Source organism: Stenotrophomonas sp. YJH_SMC_16, from assembly GCF_059367875.1.
In genome coordinates, this window is the sequence record NZ_JCAFRH010000001.1 from 976,329 (window position 1) to 989,276 (window position 12,948).

The window sequence follows — 12,948 nt, forward strand, 5'->3', positions numbered from 1 at the left end:
GTTACGACTGGCGGGCGGCGACGAACTCGCCGAGCGCGCGCACGCTGGAGAAATGGCGACGGGTTTCTTCCGAATCGGCCGAGAGGCTCACACCGTACTTCTTCTGCAGCGCCAGGCCCAGCTCCAGCGCGTCGATCGAATCCAGGCCAAGGCCCTCGACGAACAGCGGCGCGGTCGGATCGATGTCCTCCGGCGTGATGTCCTCCAGCGAAAGGGAGGAAATGATCAATTCCTTGATCTCGTGCTCAAGTGCTTGCACGGTTCGGATCTCCAGACAGGTCGAAATAACGAGAAAGGTGCTCGGTGACGCGACGGGCTGCCAAGGCATCCCCCCTTGGCGAGTCGTCTTCGGCCAGAAATGGCGCGATCGGGATATCTTCGCCGATCTGCAGCCGAACGTGAAAGCGACGTGAGGGGACACGATACCACTTCTGCCCCTTGGTCAGCGTTGGCGGGCTGCAGGTGATCCGCACCGGGGTGATGTCAAGGCGGCCGCGCACGGCGATGTTGGCCGCGCCCCGCTGCAGCCGCGGCGGCTGGCCCGGCACGCTGCGGGTGCCCTCCGGGAAGATGACCAGGGTGCCGCCGGCATGCACCGCGGCCACGCAGTCATCGACCAGTCCGGCGCCATCGTCATTGGCGATGTAGCCGGCGGCCCGTACCGGACCGCGCATGAACGGGTTGCAGGCCACGGCCCGCTTGACCACGCAGTCGGCGTTGGGAAGCAGCGAGATCAGGCAGACCACGTCGATCAGGGTCGGGTGGTTGGCCAGCACCAGCAGGCCGTCGCGCTGCAGGCGCTCACCGCCCTCGATCTCGTAGGTCATCACCCCCAGCCCGCGCATCAGCCGCAGGTGGCTGGCGAACGCGACCTGGACCACGCGCCGGGCGCGGCGGCGGCGCGCCACCGGGTCACGCATCAGCAGCAGTACCGGCATCACCAGAACGCCGAGCAGCACCCCGCCCAGGCCAAACGCGACGAAGCTGAGGCCGGTGCCAAACACCCGCCAAGCATGGTCGAGGCGGCGCAGCAGCTCAGCCACGGCGGCTCCAGCACCAGCGCTGGCCGTGGGCCACGTGTTCCAGTGCCGGCGCGCCGGACAACAGGAACCGGTGCAGGTCCAGCGCATGCGGCAGCAGGCCGGGCGCAGTGCTGGCCTGGCCGTCGGCCGGCTGCCACTGCAGCGACAGCGTCGGCCGGCCCTCTGCCGGAGCGGTCAAACGCCAGCACCATGCAAAGAACGGATCGGGTTCGTCGGCGAACGTCGCGTAAATTTCAGGAAGTGGCGACTCGTAGACCACTACCCGTACCTCGCGGGCGCCATCGGCAAGCAGGCCGACGGCCTCCAGGCAGGCCGTCTCCACCGTGGCCTGGCCCGCCGCCAGCGCCAGGTAGTTGCCGCGGTGACCGCGGGCGATCGAATACAGCGCGGCGATCGCGTTGTGCACGGACAGGCCGAATCCGGTCGGCGACAACGGCTGGTCGCCGACCAGCGCGCCCAGCAGGTCCATCGAACGGGCCACGTCGCCGTGGCGGCTGGCGAACACCAGCGGGACGTCACTGTCGGCGCCCTGCCCGTCCTCGCACCAGCACGCGGCCTGGATCGCCATACGACCCAGCCGCTCGATGCGACGGCGCTGCATCGCCGGCACTTCGGCCAGCGCCGGCGTGTCCCCGCCATGCGGCAGGTACGGCGTATCGGCCCAGCCCAGCCACTGGCTGCGCTCACTCAGGCCGGGCGCCCAGGCGGCCCAGTCGACGATGGAAAATTCGATCATTTGGCGATGGTGCTTCAACGGGAGAACGATAGGCACGAGCCATTACGGCGACGCGCGGCGGCCCCCCGTTCCTGCAGCCGTGCGTCCGTCCAGGACGTCGCCGGCTGCCCCCCTGGCCGCCGGAAAGGAGCGCACGCTAGCACGTCCCGCGCGGGGTGTGCAGGTTTCACATTCCCCAACACGGGGCCCGGCAAGCGCAGGCCCCGTCTTCAATCGATCAGTGGTAACCGGTGTCGGCGTGCACCTTGCCGCGGAATACCCGGTACGACCATGCCGTGTAGCCGAGGATGACCGGCAGCAGAATGACCAGCCCGACCAGGGTGAAGCCCAGCGAGGAGGCCGGCGCGGCGGCCTGCCACAGCGTCATCGACGGCGGCAGAAGGTAGGGCCACATGCCCAGCACCAGGCCGAGGAAGCCGAGCACGAACAGGGCCAGGCTGAGCAGGAACGGCGGCAGGTCACGGCGCGGGTGGGTGGCACTGCGCCACAGCGCGGCGGCTACCGCCAGGGTCAGCAGCGGCACCGGCGACAGCCACCAGAAGTTGCCGTCGCTGAACCAGCGATCCATCAACCGCGAATCGAGGAACGGCAGCCAGCTGCTGACCAGGCCCATCGCCGCGATCACCGCCACCACCAGCGGCCGGGTCATCTGCCGCGCCAGCGCCTGCACGCGCCCTTCGGTCTTCAGGATCAGCCAGGTGCTGCCCAGCAGCGCGTAGCCGGCGACCAGCGCAGCGCCGGTCAGCATCGCGAACGGGCTGAACCAGGCGAACGGCCCGCCCTGATAGACACCGTCCACCAGCGGGATGCCCTGCACCAGGGTGCCGAGGATCACGCCCTGGGCGAAGGTCGCCAGCAGCGAACCGAGGCCGAACGCCACGCTCCACAGCCGGCGCGAACGATGCGCCTTGAAGCGGAACTCGAACGCCACGCCGCGGAACACCAGCGCCACCACCAGCAGCAGCACCGGCAGGTACAGCGCCGACAGCAGCACCGCATACGCCCTCGGGAACGCCGCCAGCAGGCCGGCGCCACCGAGCACCAGCCAGGTCTCGTTGCCGTCCCAGATCGGCGCGGCGGTGTTCATCATCAGGTCCAGCTGTTCCTCGTCCTCGGCGAACGGGGCGAGGATGCCGATGCCGAGCACGAAGCCGTCCAGCACCACGTACATCAGCACGCCGAAGCCGATCACCGCGAACCATGCCACCGGCAGCCAGGTCATCAGGTCCATGTCAGCGTTCCTCCAGCGGTTCGTCGGCGGCCGACAGCGGGCGTGCCGGGGTATGGCTGCCGTGGTCCAGCGACGGCCCCTCGGCGTACGGCTGCGGCCCATGGCGCAGGATCTTCACCAGGTACCAGATGCCCCAGCCAAACACGAAGGCATAGCCAACAACGTAGACGCCCAGCGACAGCGCGGTCATCCACGCGCTCTGCGGGCCCACTGCATCAGCGGTGCGCAGCACGCCATACACCACCCACGGCTGGCGCCCCATCTCGGTAACGAACCAACCCGACAGCAGCGCGATGAAGCCACTGGGCAGCATCCAGTTCCAGCCGCGCAGCAGCCACGGCGAATCCAGCAGCTTCTTCCGCCACAACTGGAAGGCCGATACCCAGGCCAGCAACAGCATCAGCGTGCCCAGCCCGACCATGATGCGGAAGGCGAAGAACACCGGCGTCACCGGCGGCCGCTCGCTGGCGGGTACCGAGGTGAGAGGATCGAAGGTGCCGTCCAGGCTGTGGGTGAGGATCACGCTGCCCAGCTTCGGGATGGCAACTTCGAAATCGTTGCGCTCTTCCTTCTCGTTCGGCAGCGCGAAGACCACCAGCGGCACGCCCTCGCCTTCCTTGGTTTCATGCCAGTGCGCTTCCATCGCCGCGATCTTCATCGGCTGATGCTTGAGCGTGTTCAGGCCATGCATGTCGCCGACGAAGATCTGCACCGGCACGGTCAGTGCTGCGAACCCCACCGCCGCGATCAGCATGCGTCGGCCCGCTTCCACGTGCGTTCCCTTTCGCAGGTACCACGCACCCACGCCACCGATCACGAAACAGGTGGTGATGAACGAGCCCAGCGCCATGTGCGCCAGGCGATAGGGGAACGAGGGGTTGAACACCACTTGCCACCAATCGACTGGATGCACGATGCCGTTGACCATCTCGTAGCCGGCCGGTGTATGCAGCCAGCTGTTGGACGACAGGATCCAGAACGTGGAGAACAGCGTGCCCAGCGCGACCATGCAGGTGGACAGGAAATGCAGGCGCGGCGAGACCCGGCCCCAGCCGAACATCATCACGCCGAGGAAGCTGGCTTCCAGGAAGAACGCGGTCAGCACTTCGTAGGTCAGCAGCGGGCCGATGACCGTGCCGGCCACCTCGCTCAGCCGTGGCCAGTTGGTTCCGAACTGGAAGGCCATGACGATGCCGCTGACCACGCCCATGCCGAACGACACCGCGAAGATCTTCTGCCAGAAGAAATACAGCTCGCGCCACACGGGCAACTTCGTGCGCAGCCAGCGCCATTCGATGAAGGCCAGCCAGCTGGCCGTACCGATGGTGAAGGCGGGGAACAGCACGTGGAAACTGATGACGAATCCGAACTGGATCCGGGACAACAACAACGCGTCCAAGGGACGCCTCCTGCCTGTGACCGGTGGGATACCGGACCACTTTAGGAGGATTTCGTTAAGACGGGATGCGACCGGGTGACGCGCTGCTTCACTTTGTCGCAGGGGGAGGCGGATTCAGGAACGGGCGCGATTTCAGATTGGCCGGACAAACTGCAACTCGTCCCATATCTGCGGGCCTTCTGACGTGCGAGGCTCTTGCAGTCCTGGGTTGCTGACTGCAGTCGGCCAAGCTCGACAGGTGGTGTCTCCGTTCTTGCCGAATCCTCACAGAACATCGCTCAAATCAGCCAAATCATTCAGATAGCCAATGATCACAACTCCGCAACGCCGTGAGCTTCTGCGCGCACTCTATTCCACCGAAAGGCTCTACCTTGGCTTCTCAGCCTCGTCGATTTTCCAGGAGCAGCCAGCGCGCAACTTTCTGGATTCATTGTGGAACTTGGTTGCTACAGGCGACATGCCTTCACAACGTCTGATGAGCGAGACCCATCTCTATCTCGAGAACGCCGTTCCACTCGACCAGTACGGTGTTTCAGCCGCTGACAATAAAGGCGAGGCGTTCGTTCTGGCCTTGGATTCCCTGGTGCTTTTCCTGACCGATGAATCTTCAGAATCGCTTGACTTCATCCCTGAGGAATTCGAAAGATTAGTTGTCGAGGAAGTGGTGACCGATGAGATGATCGATCAGCTGGGTCCAACACGCCAAACGCTGCTGGTCACGAAGGAGGTCGAAGCAGAGATTGACAATCATCCGCTGATCAGGGCGTTCGTCAACCAACTTCAGCTGGACGAATGGAAGTCCAAGAGCATCGATCTGAATCCTGAAGATATTGAGAAATCGAAGGTCTGATCCAAGTGATCCCCGTGGACGGATTTCAGATTGGTTCGATCTGGTTCGAAGCACGGCGGCTCCATATACGGCCCCGGGCTTGATCTTCAATCAGTGCCAGAAATACCAGGCCGCTGCAGCCAGCAGCGCGCCAAACAACAGCACCTGCACCACCACATAGCCCACGCCACTGTCGCGTGACTCAGCGGCAATGCGCTTCTGCAGCGCCTCACTCACATCCGGCGTTTCTTCCCGCTGCACCTGCTCACGCAACGCCTGCGCCAGCGCGCGCTTTTCCGCATCGCGAGGGTCGGTCGGTCGGTTCACAGCAGTTCTCCGGCGGCGGCACGCCGCGTCAGTTCCTGCTTCAGGACCTGGCGCGCACGGTGAAGGTGGCTCTTGATGGTACCGCGCGCCATCCCGGTCACCTGCTCGATTTCGGCCAGATCGAAATCCTCCAGGTAGTGCAGGCCGACGATCAGGCGCTGCGGTGCACTCAGCCGTTCCAGCGCCGCGCCGAGCTGGCGCCCTACCTGCAGCGCCTCGCTCAACTCAACCGGGCCCGGGCCTTCATCGCCGACACCCAGTTCCTCCGGCACCTCCACGGCCACCATCCATTGCGCCTCCAGCCGCCGCCGGCGCAGGTGCTGCAGCGCCGTGGTGTAAGCGACCCGGGATACCCAGGTGCGCAGCGAGCATTCAAAACGAAACCGGTGCAGCTGGCGGAACACCGCAAGGAAAGTTTCCTGCAGCAGGTCGGCCACCTGATCACGATCGCCCACCATGCGCCCGATCACATGCGCGCAGGTGCGTTGATGGGTCTCGACCAGCTGCGAAAACGCCACCTGCGAGCCATCGATGATGGCCCGCACCAGGGCCTGGTCCGCGTCCAGCGGTGCGGTGGGTGCCGCCGTCGCCGCTGTATCGTGGCGGCGACGGCCCCGCAGTGCCGACAGTGCTTCGCCGAGCAGGCTCATCTACGGGGCGCCCCCTGTGCCCGTGGCACGCCTGCCTCAGCCCTTGCGTGCGGCAGGGCGGGTGAAGTGCCAGGCCAGCAATTGGCCGAGGCCGGCGCTGCCGACCAGTGCGGCGGCGGCGCCGAAGGTCAGGTCACGGGCACCCATCGCTTCCAGCAGGGCCATGGCCAGCGCCAGGCAGACCAGGCTAATGCCCCAGCGCAACGCCCCCTGGCGGCGCCGCTCTTCTTCCAGCACGGCCAGCGAGCGGATCACTTCCTCCGGCACGTGCGGGGCCACCAGCTTGCTGCGCGCGCGCGCATCGGCAATGGCATGGATCGCGTAGGCGATGCAGATGAAGAGGGTGATCGGGATCAGTTCCTGCATGGTCGGACTCCTGTTCGATGGATGATGCGGGTTCAGGAGAATGGATGCGCGAGGCCGGCCAGCGGTTGCACTACTTTGCCAATCCCGCTGCCATGACCTGTGGCCCCTGCCCCCGGCCCTTGCGGCTGATACGCTTGGCCGGTTTTCCTCTACTGGTGCCGTCCGCCCATGTCCCGAGTGCTGCCCCTGTCCCTCCTGCTGTCGGCCGTGCTGGCCGCACCGGCCGCGCATGCCGCGCCGACGCCGATCACCATCGAACAGGCCATGGCCGACCCGGACTGGATCGGCCCGCCGGTCGAGAAGGCTTGGTGGTCGTGGAACAGCCAGCAGGTGGAGTACCAGCTCAAGCGCAACGGCAGCCCGGTGCGCGATACCTTCCGCCAGCCTGTGGCCGGTGGCGTGGCCGCGCAGGTGGCCGATGACCAGCGCGGCACCCTGGACGTGGCCGAGCCGGTCTACGACCGCAGCCGCAGCCGCAGCGCCTTCGTGCGCAATGGCGACGTGTTCGTGCGCGACCTGCGCAGCGGCGCGCTGACGCAGCTGACCCGCAGCAACGAGCGCGCGGGCAACGTGAACTTCGCCGCCGACAATGGCGTGATCTGGCGCGTCGGCCAGAACTGGTTCCACTGGACCGCCGCCAGCGGCGTGCAGCAGGTGGCCAGCCTGAAGGCCGAAAAGGATCCGCGTACGCCGCCGAAGGCCGACGTGCTGCGCGACCAGCAGCTGCGCACGCTGGAAACCCTTCGCCGCGACCGTGACCAGCGCGAAGCACTGAAGGACCAGGACCAGCGCTGGCGCCAGGCCGACCCGACCCGCGCGCCGGGCCCGGTGTACCTGGGCGCCGACGTGGAGATCGCCGACAGCGTGCTGTCGCCGGACCTGACCCACCTGATCGTGGTGACCAAGCCGAAGGACTTCGATGACGGCCGTGGCGGCAAGATGCCGCTATACGTGACCGAATCGGGCTACGAGGAAACCGAAGACACCCGCACCCGCGTCGGCCGCAACGGCTTCGAACCGCATACCCTGTGGTACGTGGACGTGCGCACCGGCAAGGCCGAGAAGGTTTCGCTGGCTGGCCTGCCGGGCATCGGCACCGATCCGCTGGCCGAGCTGCGCCGCAAGGCCGGCAAGGACGCGCTGAAGGGCGAGCGCAGCCTGCAGGTGATGAGCGACTTCATGGGCGGTGGCATCCGCTGGAGCGCCGACGGCCAGCAAGCTGCGGTGATGCTGCGTGCCAACGACAACAAGGACCGCTGGATCATCAGCGTCAACGCTGCCGACGGCCGCGTGCAGAACCGCCACCGCCTGACCGACAACGCCTGGATCAACTGGGGCTTCAACGATTTCGGCTGGATGGCCGATGGCCGCACGCTGTGGCTGCTGTCGGAGGAATCGGGCTTCTCGCACCTGTACACCCAGGCCGGTACCGCAAAGCCGCAGGCGCTGACCAGCGGCAAGTGGGAAACCTCGGCGCCGGTGCCGTCGGCCGATGGCAAGGGCTTCTACTTCCTGTGCAACCAGCAGGCGCCACATGACTACGAAGTCTGCGCGGTCGACACCGGCAGCCGCCAGGTGCGCGAGCTGACCAGCCTCAACGGCGTGGAAGACTTCTCGCTGTCGCCGGACGGCCAGCAGCTGCTGGTGCGCTACTCCGGCGCCTACCTGCCGCCGCAGCTGGCCGTGCTGCCCAGTGCCGGTGGCCAGACACGCGTGCTGACCGACACCCGCACCGCCGACTACAAGGCGCGCCAGTGGATCCAGCCGAAGCTGGTGGCAGTGCCGTCCAAGCATGGTGCTGGCGTGGTCTGGGCCAAGTACTACGAACCGGAAAACAAGGAACCGGGGAAGAAGTACCCGATCGTGATGTTCGTGCACGGCGCCGGCTACCTGCAGAACGTGCACCAGCGCTACCCGGCCTACTTCCGCGAGCAGATGTTCCACAACCTGCTGGTGCAGAAGGGCTACATCGTGCTGGACATGGATTACCGCGGCAGCGAGGGCTACGGCCGCGACTGGCGCACGGCGATCTACCGCAACATGGGCCACCCGGAACTGGAAGACTACAAGGACGGCCTGGACTGGCTCGTCGACACCCAGCAGGGTGACCGCGACCACGCCGGCATCTACGGTGGTTCCTATGGCGGCTTCATGACCTTCATGGCGCTGTTCCGCTCGCCGGGCACCTTCAAGGCCGGCGCCGCGCTGCGCCCGGTGGTGGACTGGCACCAGTACAACCACGGCTACACCAGCAACATCCTCAACACCCCGGACATCGATCCGGAGGCGTACCGCGTGTCCTCGCCGATCGAGTACGCGCAGAACCTGCAGGACAACCTGCTGATCGCCCACGGCATGATGGATGACAACGTGTTCTTCCAGGACTCGGTGAACCTGACCCAGCGCCTGATCGAACTGCACAAGGACAACTGGTCGATCGCACCGTACCCGCTGGAACGCCACGGCTACACCCGTGCCGATTCCTGGCTGGACCAGTACAAGCGCATCCTCAAGCTGTTCGAGCAGAACCTGAAGTGAGCAACGCCGCGGCCACGATCCACATCGTGGCCGCGGTCATCCTGGATGACCGCGGCCAGGCGCTGGTGGTGCGCAAGCAGGGCGCCAGCCGCTTCATCCAGCCGGGCGGCAAGCCCGAACCCGGCGAGACGCCACTGCAGGCACTGGCCCGCGAACTGGATGAAGAAATTGGTGTGAAGCTGCGCGCCGGGACCGCCATCGCGCTGGGCACGTTCGAGGACTGGGCGGTGAATGAGCCTGGCCACCGCGTACAGGCACAGGCCTGGTGGGTGCAGGTGCACGGCACGCCGCAGGCGCGCGCCGAGATCGCCGAACTGGCCTGGGTGCCGCTGCAACCACCGCATGGCCTGCCCTTGGCACCCTTGAGCGAACACCATATCCTGCCGGCCGTCGCCACCCGGATGACAGCCCGCTGACCGCGCGGGCACCGATTGCAAGGACACCGGATGTCAATGTCGATCCCGCCGATTCCTTCGCTGGTCCAGCCGGCCTATCACGCCTGGGTGCGCCCGATCGCACAGGCCTCGTTCTGGCTGTCACTGCTGCTCACGGTCTACTTCGTGATGCAGGGACTGCTGCTGTGGCCGCTGCACAACCTTCCGATCTGGCATCTGGTTGAGAGGGAAGTGCAAGACCAGCACCTGCACAGCCTGATCTGGCTTTTGGCGCATCCGGTGGCCGCGTCGTTGATCGTCGCGCTGCTGTGCCTGGCCTCGGCCCTGGCCAGCTGGGGCCTGCTGCGCGAGCGCAGCTGGGGCCTGTGGAGCTTTGTGGTGATCCTGCTGCTGAGCGCATTGACCAACTTTGCGATCGCCGGCTGGTTGGACGTGTTCATGCGTGACGTCATCCCGTTTCTCTCCGACGACGCCCTCCTGCAGCAGGAACTCCATCTGAAACGCTGGTTGATCACGCTGACCGTGGTGGCCATGTCATTTGTGTTCCTCGGCCTGCAGGGCTGGCTGGCCTGGCGCCTGCTGCGGCCGGACATCCGCTCACGGTTCCACTGAGTCCCCCTTTTCCGCACGACAAGGACCGTCGCATGCGCTTGCAGGCTCTTCTCCCCGCACTGCTGCTGTTCGCCGCGCTGCCAGCCGGCGCCGACGCGTTGCAGTGTGGCGAATACCGCAGCGCCGATGGCGGCATGGCGCTGGTGTTCACCACCCCCAGCAGCGGCTACCACCACGCTGACGGCAGCGAGCCTCAGCCGCTGTGGGTTGATCGCAGTGCGGCGCAGACGCGCCTGGTCATGCTCGACGATGGCGTGGCGGAGCCGATCCGGATCAGTGCCGATGGCCAGCGCATCGAGGACGACGGGGTGGTGACCTACACGCTGCGCCAGTCCCGTGCCTGCACCGTCGAGCCCAGCACGATGGACGGCAGCTGTCGCGCCGCCGGCAGCCACTGCATTGCGCAGCTGCCCACGGCCTCTCCCGGCCAGGCCCAGCGCGCGTGCAGCGAAGGCGTTGGCGCGGGCTGCTCGGCGCTGTTGCGACAACTGCGCGATGGCAATGCCGCAGCCGCTGGTGACACCGGCGCCGCCCTCTTCGAGCGCCCGTCCGCCTGCCGCGAACACACGCCCGAGCATGACCCGCAGGCCTGCGAGGCGCTGACCGGTGATGCGCTGGCCACCGCGATGCAGCGGGTGGGTGAACGCCTGCAACAGGAAGACGAAGACGCACTGGATTCACCGCTTCCGGCCGCTGCACGCGATCGTCTGCAGCAGCTGTGCCTGCAGCACCGCAGTGGTCGCTTCTGCGTCGAAGTGGCCGAACAGCAGTTGATCGCGCTGGAACCCGCGTTGGCGGTGCAGGCCCTGCAGGTGGTCTGCGATGCAGGCCGCATCAGTGCCTGCGAACGCGTCGCACCGCTGCGCGATCTCGGCGCGGACCTGCGCCTCGTCCCGGCCCAGCAGGTGCCGTGCGGCCGCTATCAGGCCGACGGTGGCGTGATCGACAGGCTCGACTTCGGCGATGGCGCGCGTGGCCGTCTGCATGACGGCGCGATCCACCTGCAGCAGAACGGCGAAACCCTTGTGCTGCGTCAGCTCGGCAATGGCGACCTGCTTGGTATGGATGCGCAGACGGGATATCAGCGTTACCAGCCGGTGCCCGGCACGGCACAATGCACGCCCCCGCGCGAGGGCCGTGGTTCGCCGTAGCGCTTGGAGTTTTCCGTTCGATCGTCAAGGAGACGACATGCATTCACCCGCACCGCGCCGCCGCTGGCTGGCCTGGGCACTGCTGCTGGCCGCGCCGATGGCCGCCGCACAGTCACCGCAATGCGGCATGTTCAAGGCCGACCAAGGCAGCGGTACGCTGCGCATCAGCTCGCCAAACCGCGGCGAGCAGAAACACTTCGGCAGTGCGCCCTCTCCGGTCGCGTTCCAGCAGATCGACGGAAAGCTGCAACTGGTGAACCTGGAGTACGGCCTGCCCAGCGCGCTGCAGGTGCGCGATCGTGGCCGGACGGTCGAGGTGGATGGCACGGTCTACATCCTGCAGGCCCCTGCACAGTGCGCCGCAGCCGCCGCGCCGGCTGAAGGCAGCTGCCTGGCCGATGCGGCGGCGTGCCTGGACAACCGTCGCGAAGCCACCCCGACCGCGCTGGAATCAGGGTGCCGGGAAGGCGTGCCCGGCATGTGCCTGCAACTGGCTGATCGTTGGCACGAGGAGGCCAAACCCACGGTCGCGGCCGATCCTGCCCTGGCAAAGGCAGCGCTCGACGCCGCCCTGTCCGGCATCAAGCTCCCCGCCGCCTGTGACGACGGTGGCTTCGAACAGGGAACCGCGGCGTGTGCCGCCGCACTCGAGGCCGACCCCGCAGTGCAGGAGCAGCTGGTCAAGGCGGCGATGACGGCAGCCATGACCGAAGCCATGGTGACGATGACGGCGCCGACCGTGCCGGTGATCATTCCGGCCGAGCGGCGGCAACAGTTGTTGCGGCTGTGCCGCGAGGTATCCCATGGCGGCTTCTGCACCCGCGTGGCTGAACTTTCCTGGGAGGCAGGAGACCACTTGCAGGCGGTGCAGGCCCTGGCTGCGGCCTGCACACCCGGCAACGATACCGCCACCTGCGAGCGCCTGCCGGCGTTGCAGGCGGTGGGTGCATCGTTGCAGCCGCAGCCGGCAACGGTCCTGCCCTGCGGCAGTTACCGGTCCGACGGCGGCCTGATGGACACGCTGGATTTCGGCGATGCCGGCCTGGTCGGTGTGGGCTGGAGCAGCCATCTTCGCGCGCGCGTCGAAGCGGGCGACATCCGCATCCACCACGACCGGGACGGCGACTTCGTGCTGCGCCCGCTGCCCGGCGGGCAGCTGCTGGGCCTGGATAACTGGACCCGCTTCCAGGTGTTCGTCCCCACCGGGGAGGGCCCGACCCGGTGCAGTGCGCCGAAGCAGTTCAGGGTGCTGCCACTGCCACAGGATTGCCCGCTGGCACTGACCAACGAGGACGGTGCCGACGCCTGCTGCGCGCAGGGCAAGCTGCAGGGCTGCAACATTCTCGGCAACCGTCTTGCGCTGTCCGGGCACTGGCTGCAGGCCGTCGAGCACTACACCACGGTCTGCCGTGCCGGTGTCCGCGAGGGTTGCGAGAACCTGGTCACCGCTCAGGGCAACGGTGCGGATGTGGACGCACGGGCAACCCTGGAGCAGCTGTGCAAGGCCGACCGCAGCGGCCTGCATGTGGCCTGCGACGTGCTCGAAACCCAGAACTGGGAGCTGATCACGCTGGGCGGTGCCCTGCAGAAGGCGGTTGACGAGGCGGCGGTGGACGACACTCCGGTACCGCGCAACTCCAACCGCAAGCGCTGAGCCCGCCAGGGCCTGCC

Annotated in this window: 14 protein-coding genes; 6 read left to right on the top strand and 8 right to left on the bottom strand. The window is 66.9% G+C overall.

What is annotated here, in order from left to right; genetic code table 11:
* Position 1: 1 nt before the first annotated feature.
* The 5 genes from AC5P6E_RS04385 to AC5P6E_RS04405 all read right to left on the bottom strand — a co-directional run bounded on the left by AC5P6E_RS04385 (position 2) and on the right by AC5P6E_RS04405 (position 4,409).
* Positions 2 to 259, bottom strand: coding sequence for a phosphopantetheine-binding protein (locus tag AC5P6E_RS04385; protein WP_005411610.1), 258 nt, complete (start codon positions 257 to 259; stop codon positions 2 to 4).
* Complete coding sequence (locus AC5P6E_RS04390) at positions 246 to 1,043, bottom strand: lysophospholipid acyltransferase family protein (protein WP_049435993.1); 798 nt, start codon at positions 1,041 to 1,043, stop codon at positions 246 to 248. Before AC5P6E_RS04390 ends, AC5P6E_RS04385 begins: the two co-directional genes overlap by 14 nt.
* The gene (locus AC5P6E_RS04395) at positions 1,036 to 1,779 is read right to left on the bottom strand and encodes a beta-ketoacyl synthase chain length factor (RefSeq protein ID WP_043399566.1); all 744 of its coding nucleotides are present in this window, start codon (positions 1,777 to 1,779) and stop codon (positions 1,036 to 1,038) included. The genes AC5P6E_RS04390 and AC5P6E_RS04395 overlap by 8 nt, the downstream gene beginning before the upstream one ends.
* Positions 1,780 to 1,996: 217 nt before the next feature.
* Positions 1,997 to 3,010 (bottom strand): cytochrome d ubiquinol oxidase subunit II, encoded by a 1,014-nt coding sequence (gene cydB / locus AC5P6E_RS04400; RefSeq protein ID WP_109813737.1) that lies wholly within the window; start codon positions 3,008 to 3,010, stop codon positions 1,997 to 1,999.
* Between the two features lies 1 nt (position 3,011).
* Positions 3,012 to 4,409, bottom strand: a complete 1,398-nt coding sequence (locus AC5P6E_RS04405; protein WP_049413148.1) for a cytochrome ubiquinol oxidase subunit I — start codon at positions 4,407 to 4,409, stop codon at positions 3,012 to 3,014.
* A 307-nt stretch (positions 4,410 to 4,716) separates the two neighbouring features.
* On the opposite strand from AC5P6E_RS04405, the gene AC5P6E_RS04410 reads away from it, so the two are divergent.
* Positions 4,717 to 5,259 (top strand): hypothetical protein, encoded by a 543-nt coding sequence (locus tag AC5P6E_RS04410; protein ID WP_005411615.1) that lies wholly within the window; start codon positions 4,717 to 4,719, stop codon positions 5,257 to 5,259.
* A 90-nt stretch (positions 5,260 to 5,349) separates the two neighbouring features.
* Here AC5P6E_RS04410 and AC5P6E_RS04415 read toward each other — a convergent pair whose 3' ends face one another.
* From AC5P6E_RS04415 to AC5P6E_RS04425, 3 genes are read right to left on the bottom strand one after another with little or no spacing between them, the layout of a single operon-like run.
* Complete coding sequence (locus tag AC5P6E_RS04415; RefSeq protein ID WP_495230719.1) at positions 5,350 to 5,565, bottom strand: hypothetical protein; 216 nt, start codon at positions 5,563 to 5,565, stop codon at positions 5,350 to 5,352.
* Entirely contained in the window at positions 5,562 to 6,215 is a 654-nt protein-coding gene (locus tag AC5P6E_RS04420) for an RNA polymerase sigma factor (RefSeq protein ID WP_495230720.1), read from the bottom strand. Before AC5P6E_RS04420 ends, AC5P6E_RS04415 begins: the two co-directional genes overlap by 4 nt.
* Before the next feature lie 36 nt (positions 6,216 to 6,251).
* Entirely contained in the window at positions 6,252 to 6,581 is a 330-nt protein-coding gene (locus AC5P6E_RS04425) for a hypothetical protein (RefSeq protein ID WP_005411618.1), read from the bottom strand.
* Positions 6,582 to 6,749: 168 nt separating this feature from the next.
* Here AC5P6E_RS04425 and AC5P6E_RS04430 point away from each other — a divergent pair, with 168 nt between their 5' ends.
* The 5 genes from AC5P6E_RS04430 to AC5P6E_RS04450 are packed head-to-tail and all read left to right on the top strand — an operon-like array spanning position 6,750 to position 12,931.
* Entirely contained in the window at positions 6,750 to 9,119 is a 2,370-nt protein-coding gene (locus AC5P6E_RS04430; protein ID WP_495230721.1) for a S9 family peptidase, read from the top strand.
* Positions 9,116 to 9,535 carry an NUDIX domain-containing protein gene (locus tag AC5P6E_RS04435; protein WP_043399583.1) on the top strand — a complete coding sequence of 140 codons (420 nt, stop codon included), beginning with the start codon at positions 9,116 to 9,118 and terminating at the stop codon, positions 9,533 to 9,535. Before AC5P6E_RS04430 ends, AC5P6E_RS04435 begins: the two co-directional genes overlap by 4 nt.
* Before the next feature lie 30 nt (positions 9,536 to 9,565).
* Complete coding sequence (locus AC5P6E_RS04440; protein ID WP_029379818.1) at positions 9,566 to 10,126, top strand: hypothetical protein; 561 nt, start codon at positions 9,566 to 9,568, stop codon at positions 10,124 to 10,126.
* 32 nt (positions 10,127 to 10,158) lie between these two features.
* The gene (locus AC5P6E_RS04445; RefSeq protein WP_495230722.1) at positions 10,159 to 11,277 is read left to right on the top strand and encodes a hypothetical protein; all 1,119 of its coding nucleotides are present in this window, start codon (positions 10,159 to 10,161) and stop codon (positions 11,275 to 11,277) included.
* 37 nt (positions 11,278 to 11,314) lie between these two features.
* A complete protein-coding gene (locus AC5P6E_RS04450) occupies positions 11,315 to 12,931 on the top strand; it encodes a hypothetical protein (RefSeq protein ID WP_495230723.1) in 1,617 nt (538 codons plus the stop codon).
* Positions 12,932 to 12,948: the final 17 nt, after the last annotated feature.

Bases quoted from the DNA above. Each gene is read 5' to 3' on its own strand.
- cydB (WP_109813737.1), bottom strand. From the start codon at position 3,010: ATGGACCTGATGACCTGGCTGCCGGTGGCATGGTTCGCGGTGATCGGC.
- AC5P6E_RS04445 (WP_495230722.1), top strand. From the start codon at position 10,159: ATGCGCTTGCAGGCTCTTCTCCCCGCACTGCTGCTGTTCGCCGCGCTG.
- AC5P6E_RS04430 (WP_495230721.1), top strand. From the start codon at position 6,750: ATGTCCCGAGTGCTGCCCCTGTCCCTCCTGCTGTCGGCCGTGCTGGCC.
- AC5P6E_RS04440 (WP_029379818.1), top strand. From the start codon at position 9,566: ATGTCAATGTCGATCCCGCCGATTCCTTCGCTGGTCCAGCCGGCCTAT.
- AC5P6E_RS04425 (WP_005411618.1), bottom strand. From the start codon at position 6,581: ATGCAGGAACTGATCCCGATCACCCTCTTCATCTGCATCGCCTACGCG.
- AC5P6E_RS04420 (WP_495230720.1), bottom strand. From the start codon at position 6,215: ATGAGCCTGCTCGGCGAAGCACTGTCGGCACTGCGGGGCCGTCGCCGC.
- AC5P6E_RS04395 (WP_043399566.1), bottom strand. From the start codon at position 1,779: ATGATCGAATTTTCCATCGTCGACTGGGCCGCCTGGGCGCCCGGCCTG.
- AC5P6E_RS04450 (WP_495230723.1), top strand. From the start codon at position 11,315: ATGCATTCACCCGCACCGCGCCGCCGCTGGCTGGCCTGGGCACTGCTG.
- AC5P6E_RS04410 (WP_005411615.1), top strand. From the start codon at position 4,717: ATGATCACAACTCCGCAACGCCGTGAGCTTCTGCGCGCACTCTATTCC.